The sequence below is a fragment of the candidate division WOR-3 bacterium genome (genome assembly GCA_013177935.1).
In the GTDB taxonomy this organism is placed as follows: Bacteria; Hydrothermota; Tepidihabitantia; order Tepidihabitantales; family Tepidihabitantaceae; genus Tepidihabitans.
This window is the reverse complement of record JABLXZ010000003.1, coordinates 1-13,719: the sequence shown is the minus strand read 5'-3', so window position 1 is coordinate 13,719 and position 13,719 is coordinate 1. Positions and strand designations below refer to the sequence as shown.

The 13,719-nt window shown below is 44.9% G+C and carries 11 protein-coding genes; 4 read left to right on the top strand and 7 right to left on the bottom strand.

Translation table 11 applies throughout. The annotated features are described in order from the left end of the window. Positions 1-155: 155 nt before the first annotated feature. From HPY86_05645 to HPY86_05630, 4 genes are read right to left on the bottom strand one after another with little or no spacing between them, the layout of a single operon-like run. Complete coding sequence (locus tag HPY86_05645; protein NPV14397.1) at positions 156-1,460, bottom strand: hypothetical protein; 1,305 nt, start codon at positions 1,458-1,460, stop codon at positions 156-158. 1 nt (position 1,461) lies between these two features. Then, positions 1,462-3,429: an ATP-binding protein gene (locus HPY86_05640; protein ID NPV14396.1), complete on the bottom strand. Its 1,968-nt coding sequence runs from the start codon at positions 3,427-3,429 to the stop codon at positions 1,462-1,464. Next, positions 3,426-4,238 carry a Dam family site-specific DNA-(adenine-N6)-methyltransferase gene (locus tag HPY86_05635; GenBank protein NPV14395.1) on the bottom strand — a complete coding sequence of 271 codons (813 nt, stop codon included), beginning with the start codon at positions 4,236-4,238 and terminating at the stop codon, positions 3,426-3,428. The genes HPY86_05640 and HPY86_05635 overlap by 4 nt, the downstream gene beginning before the upstream one ends. 11 nt (positions 4,239-4,249) lie before the next feature. Further along, positions 4,250-4,441, bottom strand: coding sequence for a hypothetical protein (locus HPY86_05630; protein ID NPV14394.1), 192 nt, complete (start codon positions 4,439-4,441; stop codon positions 4,250-4,252). Positions 4,442-4,567: 126 nt separating this feature from the next. Here HPY86_05630 and HPY86_05625 point away from each other — a divergent pair, with 126 nt between their 5' ends. The 3 genes from HPY86_05625 to HPY86_05615 all read left to right on the top strand — a co-directional run bounded on the left by HPY86_05625 (position 4,568) and on the right by HPY86_05615 (position 7,940). Beyond that, entirely contained in the window at positions 4,568-5,584 is a 1,017-nt protein-coding gene (locus HPY86_05625) for a hypothetical protein (GenBank protein NPV14393.1), read from the top strand. Between the two features lie 204 nt (positions 5,585-5,788). After that, entirely contained in the window at positions 5,789-6,754 is a 966-nt protein-coding gene (locus HPY86_05620; protein ID NPV14392.1) for a site-specific DNA-methyltransferase, read from the top strand. Next, complete coding sequence (locus HPY86_05615; GenBank protein ID NPV14391.1) at positions 6,711-7,940, top strand: hypothetical protein; 1,230 nt, start codon at positions 6,711-6,713, stop codon at positions 7,938-7,940. Before HPY86_05620 ends, HPY86_05615 begins: the two co-directional genes overlap by 44 nt. A 221-nt stretch (positions 7,941-8,161) precedes the next feature. Here the strand turns inward: HPY86_05615 and HPY86_05610 are convergent, their stop codons facing one another. Beyond that, positions 8,162-8,752, bottom strand: coding sequence for a hypothetical protein (locus HPY86_05610; protein NPV14390.1), 591 nt, complete (start codon positions 8,750-8,752; stop codon positions 8,162-8,164). 94 nt (positions 8,753-8,846) lie between these two features. Beyond that, positions 8,847-10,265, bottom strand: a complete 1,419-nt coding sequence (locus tag HPY86_05605; GenBank protein ID NPV14389.1) for an ATP-binding protein — start codon at positions 10,263-10,265, stop codon at positions 8,847-8,849. A gap of 758 nt (positions 10,266-11,023) precedes the next feature. Between HPY86_05605 and HPY86_05600 the strand changes: the two genes are divergently transcribed. Then, positions 11,024-11,389: a hypothetical protein gene (locus HPY86_05600; protein ID NPV14388.1), complete on the top strand. Its 366-nt coding sequence runs from the start codon at positions 11,024-11,026 to the stop codon at positions 11,387-11,389. Positions 11,390-11,537: 148 nt separating this feature from the next. Here the strand turns inward: HPY86_05600 and HPY86_05595 are convergent. After that, a partial coding sequence (locus HPY86_05595) for an AAA domain-containing protein (protein ID NPV14387.1) occupies positions 11,538-13,719 on the bottom strand: 2,182 nt, incomplete at its 5' end.

Sequence of the window (13,719 nt, the reverse complement as noted above, 5' to 3'; positions counted from 1 at the left end):
CCTCCTTATTTTTAGATATTTCCAGCCTAAAACCCCTGCCAAAGACAAGTGGGGTAGATGGTGTACGATACGAAATTTCGTGATTTCATGTGCGCTTAACATGAGAAAACAACTTACGGTCCGAGTATAAGTTATAGATATTCATGCCAGTGAACCTAAACACTTCCTGCTTCTGCAAAAATTGTAAGAATTTGTGCTGAGGGGTAAGTAGAAAGAGAAGCAATACCGTGTGCAAGTTCAACGGGTAAAAGGGCTCCTTCAAATCGTTGGCTCAAAATGGTTGGCAGGGTAGCAAAAATGTTACTAGCGCCAATTAAATGAGAGATTTTGGGATTTTGAGTAAATTCACCCGTAGGAATATTTAATACCATTTGATGATAGTTACTGAGTTTAACAAAAACCTTTGCCCCATAATTTGTATCTTTACCATATGGAGCCCCCGTATTAGGTCTTTGCTGAATTTCTTCTTTTATATATTTGTCACCCGGTATAAAGATACTTCCGTCTGGTGCATTTCTCCCTATGAGTTCTAAGTGCTCGTAAAACCTTCCTGATTTTTCCTGTCCAATTATATGTACTGGATAACCTTGGTCTCTTGCAAACGAAAGAAATCGACGAATAGGCGCTACAAGCTTTGAATATTGGGCACGAATTGCAAGGGGGCCATCTTTTACAAAGAGACATTTAGTAAGAACGTCCTTATTTTTCCCCCAATAGTATCGAATGCCTGTAAATAGCAATAAAACTTCATGAATACTCATGTAAGCCGTTGCAATAGTATCTGGAGCAGAATCCGGAGCCATTTCCTGATGAAAACCGAGCATATCTGTTAAAAATAGCTCACCATTGCATTGGGGGCATTTACCAGTCTCCGCATCATATGGGAGCGTAGCAACGGTTTTTTCACAATGAGGACATTCAAAAAGAGGTAATTGTTTCTGCTTCCCATCCCATTTTTCATATGCAATCCATTTAAGCGTTTCCATCGGTTCGCCATCTAAAGATTTGTCTTTTAATGAATCAAAAATAATCCTTCTTATTGCGTGATATGTATTTTGACCGGAAACGGAAACGTGCCTTAAAGGGAAAACCGTTGCGTGGTATAATGCCGAATCACGAAGTATATCACGTAATGCAAACGGATGGGGATACTCTTTATCAATTTTAGAAAGTGCGAAGTGATCAATTCTTAACAACGCAGTTTTCACAAAAGCAAGCCTTTTAAAAGGCGGCGTTTCCGACTCGATAGGTTGTATCGAACCATCAATACCGAAAACTATAGTAAGTGGTTTTCCATTTACTGGAATTGGTTCCCAATTAGGTTTTGTTTTTATCATACTTATCGGGCTCTCTTGAAAATTCTTAACCAACTCATTGACAAGTTCACTTTTAAGAACTTCAAGATGACCAAGACGACTAGATCTCTCACCAGGCAAGCGTGCTCCGGCCTTGTAAGGCATTCTATTTTCCCTTTACGTTTAAATTTGGCGGTTCAAATTTCCTTGCTTGGAAAGATACAACGAAACGATGTGAGCGAGTTAGCATTCTAATGTAGCCTACCGTTTTTGCTTGAAGGATATCATATTTTAGGCTCTCGTATGCAATGTTTACCTTAGCAAGCATATTAACATCATCTTGAGATGCCAAATGGGCAACAAAAAAATTCTCGGTTTGTGCCAATAGGTCTTTATTGATGGTTGTTGGGGACTGAGTGGAATACACCATTCCAATATGATATTTTGCGCCTTCTTTTGCTAAACGACTATAAATTGTGGTAACGTCTCCCGAAAGAGGGAATAGGTTATGTGCTTCCTCAAAATATAGTTGGATGAAATGATTCTCTAACTGATTATTTGAGAATTTATCAACCTGATGCACGAAAACAGCTGCTGATAACTCTTCGGAAAAGTAATTCATTACTTCGGGATTTGCGTTACTGAGATCCAAAATAACTGTAAACCCCTCGTCTAATAACTTGATTATTTCTTTGGAAAAATCACCTGCATTCCTGTCGTGATAAATGCGAAAGCGTTGAATCATTGCAGGTCCTGCACCGGCTGATGGATTAAGAAAATTGAGAATTGCTTGGTCATCGGGTCTGAACAAAGTTTCACCACTCCCTGAAGATCTTAGTGCGACATGATTTGGTTCCTCCCTTATAAATTTTGCTATCATGTCGAACTCTTCGACAAGCGATGATAACGAATTGATACGAGGAGGAGTTTGCCTCTTCCAAATGAGGGATCGGAGATTTTGACTGTAACCCGGGTCAAATCTCAACTTGTCTGAAAGAGCACGCTCATTAACATCAAATCCGGCTTTTTTGAGAACAGCCCAATACATTAAAATCCTTCGTTCCGCCCTTTTTCTTTCGCCGTGGTCGGCAATTGTATTTAATAGCTCAAGAGAAGGAATTTCCGCCCCTAAAAAAGCTTTCACATAAATAGAATTACGTCCTTCGGCCTGCAGTAAATCAGCCAATACTCTGTGTGAACGATCTGGATGTTCATAAAAATTGAGCTTTAAGGGACGTGATTGCGTCCCTGGTTTTTGTGTTAAAGCATAAACTACACACCTGTCATGATATGCACTTCTTAAAGAAAAACTGTTGTCCTGTGGATTATCGTTAGCATACTCACCATTGATGTCAAATATGAGTTGCCCCACATTTTTTGTTTTCTTTGTCGTCTCAATTAAGCTCTGTGCAATCAATTTAACCACATTACTTTTCCCTAATCGTGTCTTACCGAACATTGCTGTGCGCGTACCCATAAAATCCCTGGCTGAGACATAAACAGGTACTTTGGGTAAAGGCTTATTGGGTAAGGGCAACCTGCACTCTGTCAGTCGCAATTCTCCTAAAAGAAAGCGGTTATCTTTAGGGACCATTGAATTGATCATCAGATTCAATAATTCATCATTAGGTGCATAAACCCGATATTTATGTGCACTAACGAAATTACTTAAATCACCCGAGAATTCTATTGCATCCGATTTTTCGGGATGAGGGTAAAACATACCAAGGACTGCGGACTTAAGCGCTCCCCATTGTAATTCGCTCTGAGTGAAAACATCGAGTTCTGGCATTGATTTTTTCTGTAATTCAAAATATGTCTGCTGGACTTCTTTGGTAAGTGGAGTAGGTGCCGCTTCTAAAACCCGTAACAATGTAAAATGTGCCGGTAATGTATCATAATTAGCTGGCACCATAATAAGTAAAGAATTTCGAGGCACTCCCCCCACGGCAATCTTGAAGGGGTCAGAAGTTATAATTGTTACTGTATCATATCCAATTTCAAGAACATATCCAACGAAACGCATAGCATCGTATCTTTTTGCTTGTTCGTTATCTTTTTCCTGTTTAAGGAATTCTTGCAAAACCCTAAGTGGGTGATTTTGCATTGCTGCTTTTTCAAAGAAATCTTTCATTGAAGTACCTCCTTGTAATTTAGAATTAGAACCTCCCCTGAATTATTTGTTAAAATGCCAGGCTTTTTTCCTGTTCCTTTGGGTAGAGGTGTAATATAATTTCCATCAAATAAGTTCAATATATCAGGATGAGATGAAATAGTCAATGCCCATTTTACACCTCTCTTTGATGCTCTGCTCAAAGCTTTTGCCAGCCTTTGATATTCTGAAAAGTCAAATTTGCTATATACATAATGGGAATGAGACAGCTCTCGTTCTCCTGGTTTGTATGGTGGATCAGCAAAAATAAAATCTCCTTTTTCCCCTTCGTCTATGACTTTCTCAAAATCACTGTGTTTTAAGATTGCGTTTTTTAATCTAGCGGAAACCCCTCTTAAAACTGCTTGGTTGATTGCCCACCGTCTGTCTTCTCCACCATACCCAACATTAAATTCACCGTTTGCGTTTTGCCTCCACATCCCCTTAAAACAAGTTCTGTTTAAATAAAGAATTCTGGCTGCCATAAATGCCAAGTCACTTTCACTGCACCGGATTGACCGAATTTTGTAATATGCTTTTTTAGTTTTGGGGAAACTCCTGTATATTTTCCAGACTCTCAATGGAAAACGACGTATTCCACGATACAGCGCAATGAGTTCTCGGTTAATATCTGCCAATAAAGCACGCTTCGGGTTTAATGCAAAAAATACCGCCCCACTACCTAAAAATGGTTCTATAAATCTCCTTTTAATCATATTCCTTGAGGGCAAATAAGGGATTATATAGTTTAAAATCCTTTGTTTCCCGCCGGGATATCGGATAAAACTGATATTTTGGGGGCTCATTTAACACTTACCTTAATTTTACTTGGCACGGCGTTGCGGATAATACCTTCAGCATAAAAGCATATGCCGACGGTAATTTGCAAAAACTGCTGTGATGCACAGAGTAAGGTAGCCCATAAACAGAACTGCTTTCTGTGGTCTGGCACAACAATGGAGTATTTGGCAACTAACGGCTCTTTACTTGTCACCAACTTCATCCTTTACATTCCATTTTTACCATCAATCCCCCCTTTTGTCAAGTTTTGTGCCACACATAGCCAACCGGTGTTGTTGACTTTGTGTTGCCAAGGGCATATCTTTAATCAGGAGTAAAGATGCCTTACGGCGGCGCACCAATGAGTCTGCTCTATGCCATCGTTATTCCCCTGATCAACATCTGGCTATCAATCGGCATCCTTGTCACCGTCCTTTACCACTTAAGCCAGTTCTTCATCCGGGGCGAGTTTCACAACCCCGATGAACTGTTCCTTGACATCGCCGCCACGGTCTTTCGCCTGCCGCTTTACCTCTTTCTCTGGCCCGTAGTTTTCTTTTTTGACCGCAGCGCCCTGCACGAAATCAAACTGTTTTTGCTCTGGCTTGAGCCGAAAAACCGGGAGAAAAACCCGGAACTGAAAGAGGCGCTATCCGAGCGTAAGTTCGGCAGAAAAGCGGTGGCAAACTTTGAAGTTGAAATCTGGCGCACGCTCAGACGCCGCCGCGAACAGGTACTCAACCTCGAACGCCAGCGCCGGCTTAAACAACTGCCCGATACCAGTCCGGAACTGAACAAAATCTGGCTGCTGATTGGCAAAGGCATCTCCAGCACCGGTGCCGAAGTACTGGTCCGCCTTTTTCCGGAGGCGCTCCTGCCCGAAGAGATAAACGAAGCTGTCCGCGCCGAGGTCAAAATCCGCCGCCCGTTTCACTGCCCACGCTGTGACGAACCGCTCAACCCGACCAAAATCACCCTGCCTGAACCCTTTTACCTTGAAATAAGTGAAGACAACAAACCGCTTATTGCCGGCTGGGCATATCAGGGCAAACTTAGTCAGGAGTTTCCTGTCTGCCCGAAATGCGGATTCAAACCACCGGCAATGGAAGAAGAAATCACCCTGTTTGGCAGGGCAAGCGAAGTTGTTGCGGCGCTAAAACAGGGCTTAAGCCTGATAGAAGAAGAACCCGAACCCATCTTCAGCCAGCTCATCGCGGTTAAAAAAGGTGGACCCTGGTTGCGCGTTGCTGCAGGTATAATTTTAACCCTTGGCGGATTGATAATTATCGGCACCCTCCTCTGGGCGGTTTACTTCTTCATTATCTACTTCAGGACAATGTTCAGCCCCAGGGGGTAAATTGCCGCTGTGTACGGTACTTGATTAAAATCCAAAACAGATGATGACAGGATTTAAACTTCGGCATCACCTGTCCCAGCACAGCAAAGTATTAAATTTTCATCTGACCAAAGATTCTAATCTACCGCTCGTTAATAGACTTACCCTAAACAAAGTTATTGACATCCTTACTTTTTAGTTTACCATTCACAATAACCTAATCTTATGAACAAAATCTTTATTAAATCCTGTGAGAAAATGGACGAGCTAAAAACGGGAGAAGTAGATTTAATAATTACCTCCCCTCCTTATTGGAATGCCATTGATTATGATGTTCATACTTTAGACAATACGAAATGGTTCAGAACAAGAAAAGGCGAGGAGTATGAAAAATATTTAGTATGGCTTAAAGGATGTTTTCAGGAGTGTTATCGTGTATTAAAACCGGGTGGTTTCTGCTGCGTTGTTATAGGAACCGTTCTTTATAACGGAAAGCACTATCCTTTGCCCCACCATTTTGTCCAGTTAATGGAAGGTATCGGCTATGAGTTTCACCAGGATATCATCTGGTATAAGGTAACGGGCGGCGTAAAACGAGCGGGTGTAACAATCCAAAACCCCTACCCGGGTTATTATTGCCCCAATATTATGACCGAATACATTTTGATATTCAGAAAAGGCGGACCTAAAATTTATAAGGAGAGAACAAAAGAGGAAAAGGAAAGTAACAAGATTCCTATTGATGAGTTGTTTACAAAAGAGTTGGCAAATAACATCTGGCATATTGCACCAGTTCCACCCAACCAGTATGACCACCCTTGTCCTTTTCCCGAAGAAATACCTTACCGACTTATTAAACTCTTTTCTTATACTGGAGAATTAGTTTTAGACCCATTTCTGGGTATAGGAACAACAATAAAAGTCGCCAATGCCCTTAATCGTAGATGGGTGGGGTATGAAATAAAGGAGAAATATGTGCAGATTGCTCAACAGCGGCTGTGTGAGCCTTTGTATTTAAGAGAACAACTCATCTCAATTTTTGAGAAGATTGCGGTTAAGGACCGTGGCGTTAAATTGGGGAACCGAAAAAGAGTGACAAAATCACCTCAAATTGACAGGCAATTAAAAATTGAAGAGGTTATAGTCAATGAGAAAAAGTATGGCTATAAATCAAAAAATAGAACAAAGTAAAAAATTAATTGTCACAATAGCACAAATCGGTAGAGAAAGAAGTCTTTACCCTCCCAAAATGGGAATAACCCCCTTCGAACATTATTTTAACCGAAATGGCAAGGTGAAGTACAATGAACTTGATAAAAATGACGGCTTATGGACGCGGCGCGAGATTCTTTCCCGATACCTGCTTGTCAATGCGGTATTAGACCAGGGACCGGATATGGAAGGAGTTGGGCTACTACTTCGGGATGTAACCAATACACTTTACCAAAATGAAATAAGGATTTTCCACCGACCATTAGATTTTTTCAAAGAATTGGGTATCGCTATTGATAGCATCTTAGATAAGCACCAAAATATAAGGAATATTCGTGCCGATGAATGGGCAAGAGTCAACAATTCAACTCCCAATAAGTATAGCCTATTTTTCAGCCAATCCACCCGTGGTATTGTATCAACCAAACAGGTGTTAGATTACAGTGTTTATCGCTGGGGAGTTCCCCTATGTTTACCCCTTCTTCTCGAGAGAGACCTCAGGAAGAATGAACAAGAATCTCAAGAGCCTCTTGTAGATTATATTGAAAGTTGGGACTCAGCAGAAATTATGAGCAAGATGTTAAAGGACAATGAAAGGTACGGTTTGGGCAGTGCTATTGGTGACAAAGCCTGCCATCTCTTCGCCAAGTGGTTTGTCCACACATTTAAACTAACAAGAAGGACTGACGATTGTTTCGGCCCCCTTTCCTACGAATTGCCGCTTGATAGTAATGCCGGCCGTGTTTTGTTTCGTATTGGCTTTTTGCTTAACTGCGCCGAGATTGACGATTACGAAAATTGGAATGTAATCCAGAAGGAAGCGGGAAAAGATGGTAAGCATTATATCCGGGTAACCAATATCAGGGGATGTAAGTCACAATTGTTTTCTGAATCTCAAGAATTTATGGATTCTTACGCAACCATCTGTCTTGACCATCTGAAAACAAGGATAAGAAGACCAACAATGGTGGAGATTCAACAAATTCCCAATGTTTCATTGTTAGGCACTGGATACGGCATTGGTGATTTAGACGATGGCTTAATGTTCATAGGCACAAATTATTGTTTCAATCACGACGAGCCTAACTGCAGAGAATGTCCTATTAGACACTGTTGCGCAGGATATAATAACAACCGAGAGTTAATCGAGAACTATAGGACATAAACATAAACCAAAATCGCTTTTCTGGAAGTCGCTTTTTGTAATACCAAGTTTTTCAACAACTATCCGTAACGATAACGACAGCACGACCTGTCTTAAGATTTTAATGACGCCAAGGGCTCGTGTCCACTCCGTATATGTATATAGCAGGGGACTGCTTCGTCGCTATCGCTTCTCGCAATGACTGTATCGGGGGGTCATTGCGAGCCAATGGCGAAGTAATCCTATTGATCAGGTAAATCTACTTCCCACACGCCTACAAATATATGTTTATTCGATACAGCCAGATTAATATGGTGTCTATGCCTTACTCTGAATTGGCTCCAACTCGGTCTACTATTCGGGTTTTCAAACAAGGATTTTATCCCCTCCTTCTGAAAACTTTCCCATAAATCATCGGCTCTGCTGACCGTATTCCATTCGTCATTGTCCAGCATAAGAGGTCGGAGTCGAGCAAAATTGAAACCCTTCTGACTGTGCAATACGACCAGTAAATAGCATCCTATCGATTCTTGTTCGCTGCGGGCAAGGAGTTTCGCTATATCATAGCAAAAAGAGAGCACGTTAGGCTCCTCGGCTTCAATCAATTTGGCTTCAAAGTAGCCTATCCCAACGTTATCTCTTTTTAATTCGTAGTCTATCCTTTCGCTATTGCCGCCAGTTATCTCTCTTTCCAATTCATAGTTATGTGATTGCGCAAATTGAACCAGTGGATAACTCAGTGCACGTTCAGATAGAAACCGTTCCCTTTTGCAGGCAATTTCAAAAGCTAACCAATGGGCAACAGCCTCAACCAGTTCTTTTACGTCGTTCACATTACCTCCTTTTTAAGTTACAGCCGCGCCTATTCACGGCTTGCTAAAAGTAAGCCTTTTCATCTCTTTGTCAAGCAAAAGCGATAGCATTTGCTCATTCACCCAGCAAAAATCCAATCCTCTTTTCTTCTCTCTGCCCCAGTTCCTCTTCGGCGGCGGTTTGCAGGTCAAGCATTGTGACCAGCCTGTTTTCCCGGGCGCATTTCATCACCGCCTTCATCACCGCATTTTTGATTTTGCCGCCGGAAAGCGGATACCGTCGGGCAAGTTCCGCAAAGGAGACATCAGGGCTCATCTTCGCGCAGTCCTTTAATAGTATCTGCCAGATTTGCGCGCGCTGTGTTTCGTCCGGCAAATCAAACTTCAGTTTATACAAAAACCGTCGGTCAAACGCCGGGTCAAAGGCAAAGTCGCGATTGGTGGTCAGAATCACAATCCCGTCAAACCGCTCCACCTCCTGCATCAAAATATTGGTCATCAGGTTGAAGGAACGGTCCACCGCCTGCCTTTCCTCAACCCGGACCCCAAAGCAGGCATCCGCCTCGTCAAAAACGAGAACACAGTCTGCCTCTTTTGCCTCATCAAAAACCTGTTTGATGTTCTTCTCAGAATCGCCCACATAACGGCTATAGATGCTGGGATAGTTCACGACGCCCAGTTTTTTGTTCAGTGCCCGGGCAATCGCTGCCGCGGTAGCGGTTTTACCGGTGCCGGGTGGACCATAGAAAAGCATCGTTGTCCCTTTACCATAGGGAATCTTTGCCGCAATGCCGTAATCGTTGAAGACACTGCCCTGATTCTGGTACTGCCAGAGCGCCTGCTCAATCTGCCTTAATGTCGGTTCGGGCAAAGCCAGCTGGTCAAAAGACACCTCTGGCTCTCTAACCGAAAGCAGATTAACTATGCGCTCTTCCTCTATTTCCAGCTCTTTTTCCTTAACCTCGACCGGCTCCTTCTCAACCTGCACACCACAAATCTCGTAGAAAATCCGGTCCGGAATTCTAAACTCCTGTTCCAGCACAAAACCGTCCGCAGCGCGCCAGGACCGCGATGCCACAATCAACCCGTTCTTGCGCAACCTGCTGCCGGGCAAAAGCAGCCGCATATTGTCCATCATCTCCAGCGCATCCGCTGATAGCCACTTTAACAGTTCCCGACCTTCAACTTTATTGCGATTGGAAAACTGGGCAAAGAACAGCATCATCAACAACTCTTTTTCTAATGGCTCCAGCCCGTTTTCCGCGGCGATTTTCTCCAGCGGAATCATTATCCCCTTCTTCTCCGCCCGATGAACAATCCGCTTTAACTCCTTTTCATAAACCTTTGCATCCTTCTTCCCACTTTTCAACTTACCGTTAACCGCTGACTTTGGCTCCTCCTTAAAATCGTGCAGGAGTTGAAAATCCTTATCCGACCGGAAAATCTCCTTTACCACCGTATCCGGATATTTTGCCTGGAGTAGCATACTCAGTGTCTTCAGGTACTGCCGGTTCACTTCTTTTATTTGTTCCATCTCTACTCCTTTCTTTGGTTTAAAAAATAAATAACTTACACTAAATAAATAACTTAACCCAAAAACACCAGTTATTCCCCTAACCGGTGCCCTTTCTAATATATAATATACAAATTTCGGCGTCCAAATATAAAATGAAAATGCAAAATTCAAATAGTTCTTTAATCTATAGAAAAATTGTAACTCACAACAACGCGGGGGACGCTATTCTATCTTTCGTTTTTACAACTAATTGATAAATTATCCCTTAACTTACTCAACCCAGAATCGGTTTTTGTCTTATCTTTTGCCCTTTATCTATCCGGTTTGCCCGCCTGTCTCTACCGTCCGAACCCGACTTGAGAATACACCATCGGAGTAAGCGCGAAGTTAGTTATAATCCGTTGGACGCGAATAGATTAGACACCTGAATCACGCCGAATGATTCAAACTAAATGCATCGGTAGTGTTAATTAATCAACTGCAATTAAAGCCAACGGTGTATAACCTATTAACATAGAAGTAGTTATAACCCTGAACAGCGACCTTAAATCCACACGAAAGATAAAACTTAAACCACCCCGAAAAATCTTTGTTAATTTTGCCCGGATTTGCGTATCTTATAGTGAAGGGAAAAGGGTTCGGTAAGTGGCGGTAAGATTGAACTGGAGAACCGCTCCGGGAGCCGCTCCGGAACGGCTTATCGGCTAACTTGCATAACCCTTTCCGGTATAGCGTTGTTTGTAAAGGTAAAGTTAACCATAGAAAGGAGGTGAACTATGGCAGACCTGAAAAGGCGTGCCCGCGCCTATCGAATAAAAACCAACCCGGAATGGGTAAAAGAGACCCTAAAGGCGCAGATTGAGGATATGCGGAGCCGTTATGAGATAGTGATGGAGAAAATCGCCGCAATGGAGTCTGAGGTCAAGGCGGTTTTGAACGATAACGGTGTGTCGTCGATTCTCTATGTCCCCTATCTGAACTTTGCCCGACAACTGTGGAAACTTTCCAATCAGCAGGGGATATCAGGCAGGAGTCTGGCAATGGCAGCACAGGTTCTTCTGGACAAATGGTCAGCCCGGGGCCTTGACCCAAACATTCTAACCGCAATCCGGTATCAGGTTTTCAACATCGGCGCGCCCTAACCACCCAACCAGCGATCGCGCTCTAAATCGGCGTAAGTTGTTGTGCAGGTTACCTGATTACCGGGCTAAAAAATGGTGTCGGGAGCAGGGAAACAAGGGGGTTTTTGGTGGGTTGGGAAGGAGGGATACCTGCTCCCGACAAAAATTGTTAAATTTTTACTTTTTCGGTCTCGGGCGCAACCACAATTGCGCCGTCAACAACCTTAATCACGACCCTTTCTGGTCGTTGTTCGAGAACCAACTTCGCCAGTTGATTCTCAATCCGGTTCTGGATTACTCGTTTTAATGGCCTTGCCCCAAATTCCGGGTCGTAGCCTTCCTTCGCGAGTACATCCTCGACGCCCGCATTAATTATAACATCAATTCCCTGTTCTGTCAACTGATTTTTCAGCCGGGCAAGTTGCAAATCAACAATCTGCCTGATTTCCTCTCTGCCCAGCGGCTTGAACACCACAATCTCGTCCACCCGGTTCAGAAATTCGGGCCGAAAACTCTGGCGCAACAACCGCATCAACTCGTCCCGGTCAAACCTGCCCCCGCGCGCCAGTTCGGTGCCAAGGTTTGAGGTCATAATCACCACCGTATTCTTAAAGTCCACAACCCTGCCATGGCCATCGGTCAATCTGCCATCGTCCAGAATCTGCAGCAGGATGTTGAACACATCCGGGTGCGCCTTCTCAATCTCGTCCAGAAGAACCACCCGATAGGGCCGGCGCCGCACCGCTTCGGTCAACTGCCCGCCCTCTTCAAAGCCCACATAGCCCGGTGGCGCACCAATTAAGCGGGAAACGGTGTGCTTCTCCATATACTCCGACATATCCAGCCGCACCATCGCATCTTCCGAGTCAAATAGAACCTGCGCCAGGGTCTTTGCCAGTTCGGTCTTGCCCACGCCGGTTGGACCAAGGAAGATGAACGAGCCAATCGGCTTTTTCCGCTCCGCAATGCCGGCGCGCGCCCGGCGAATCGCATTCGCCACCGCGCTCACCGCCTCATCCTGGTCCACCAGCCGCTTGTGAATTTCGTCCTCCAGCCGGAGCAACTTCTCCCGCTCCGACTCCAAGAGGTTTTTCACCGGGATGCCGGTCCAGCGCGAAACCACCTCCGCAATGTCCTCTTCGGTCACCTCTTCACGCAAGAGCCGCCGCGTGCGCTGTGACTTCTCCAGTTCGCTCAACTCCTTTTTCAGACGCAAAAGTTCGCCGTACTCCAGTTCTGCTGCCCGATTCAAATCGTACTTCCGCTTTGCCACTTCAATCTCATGCTGCACCCGCTCAATCTCCTCCTTTAAGCGCGTCCGCTTCTCCAGTTCTTTGCGCTCCGCCTCCCATTGTGCGGTCAGGGTCGCCTGCCGCTCCTTCAAATTGGCAATCTCCGCCTCAATCTCGGCAAGCCGTGCCTTTGACGGTTCATCCTCCTCCCGCTTCAAAGAAAGCCGCTCCATCTCCAGTTGCAAAATCTTCCGCTCCACCTCGTCCAGTTCCACCGGCTTGGATGTTATCTCCATCTTCAACTTTGCCGCCGCCTCATCCACCAAATCAATCGCCTTATCCGGCAAAAACCGGTCTGAGATGTACCGGTGCGAAAGCACCGCTGCGGCAACCAGCGCCGCATCCGCAATCCGCACCCCGTGATGGGTCTCATACCGCTCCTTGAGTCCGCGCAAAATGGAAATCGTCTCCTCAACATCAGGCTGGTCAACATAAACCGGCTGGAACCGCCGCTCCAGCGCCTTGTCCTTCTCAATGTACTCCCGATACTCATCGAGCGTTGTTGCGCCGATACAGCGCAACTCACCCCGTGCCAGCATCGGCTTCAACAGATTACCGGCATCAATCGCGCCCTCTGCCTTACCCGCACCCACCACCAGATGCAACTCATCAATGAACAGAATCACCCTGCCCTCAGACGCCGCCACCTCCTTCAAAACCGCCTTCAACCGGCTCTCAAACTCGCCCCGATACTTTGTGCCGGCAATCAAAGCGCCCATATCCAGCGCCACAATCCGGCGCTCCTTCAAACTCTCCGGCACATCTCCCTTGACAATCCGCTGCGCCAGACCCTCAACAATTGCGGTCTTACCAACGCCCGCCTCACCAATCAAAACCGGATTGTTCTTGGTCCGCCTTGACAAAACCTGCATCACCCGGCGAATCTCCTCATCCCTGCCAATCACCGGGTCCAGTTTTCCCTCCCGTGCCAGTGCGGTCAAATCCCTGCCAAACTTCTCCAGCGGCTGATAACGGTCCTCTGCTGCCTGGTCTGTAACCCGCTGCGAACCGCGCATCTTCTTCAAAACCTCCAGCACCCGCGCCCGCTCCACACCAAAT

Excerpts from the sequence above, each read along its gene's own strand:
- HPY86_05645 (NPV14397.1), bottom strand. The coding sequence starts at position 1,460 with ATGCCTTACAAGGCCGGAGCACGCTTGCCTGGTGAGAGATCTAGTCGT.
- HPY86_05640 (NPV14396.1), bottom strand. The coding sequence starts at position 3,429 with ATGAAAGATTTCTTTGAAAAAGCAGCAATGCAAAATCACCCACTTAGG.
- HPY86_05625 (NPV14393.1), top strand. The coding sequence starts at position 4,568 with ATGCCTTACGGCGGCGCACCAATGAGTCTGCTCTATGCCATCGTTATT.
- HPY86_05620 (NPV14392.1), top strand. The coding sequence starts at position 5,789 with ATGAACAAAATCTTTATTAAATCCTGTGAGAAAATGGACGAGCTAAAA.
- HPY86_05615 (NPV14391.1), top strand. The coding sequence starts at position 6,711 with ATGAGAAAAAGTATGGCTATAAATCAAAAAATAGAACAAAGTAAAAAA.
- HPY86_05605 (NPV14389.1), bottom strand. The coding sequence starts at position 10,265 with ATGGAACAAATAAAAGAAGTGAACCGGCAGTACCTGAAGACACTGAGT.
- HPY86_05600 (NPV14388.1), top strand. The coding sequence starts at position 11,024 with ATGGCAGACCTGAAAAGGCGTGCCCGCGCCTATCGAATAAAAACCAAC.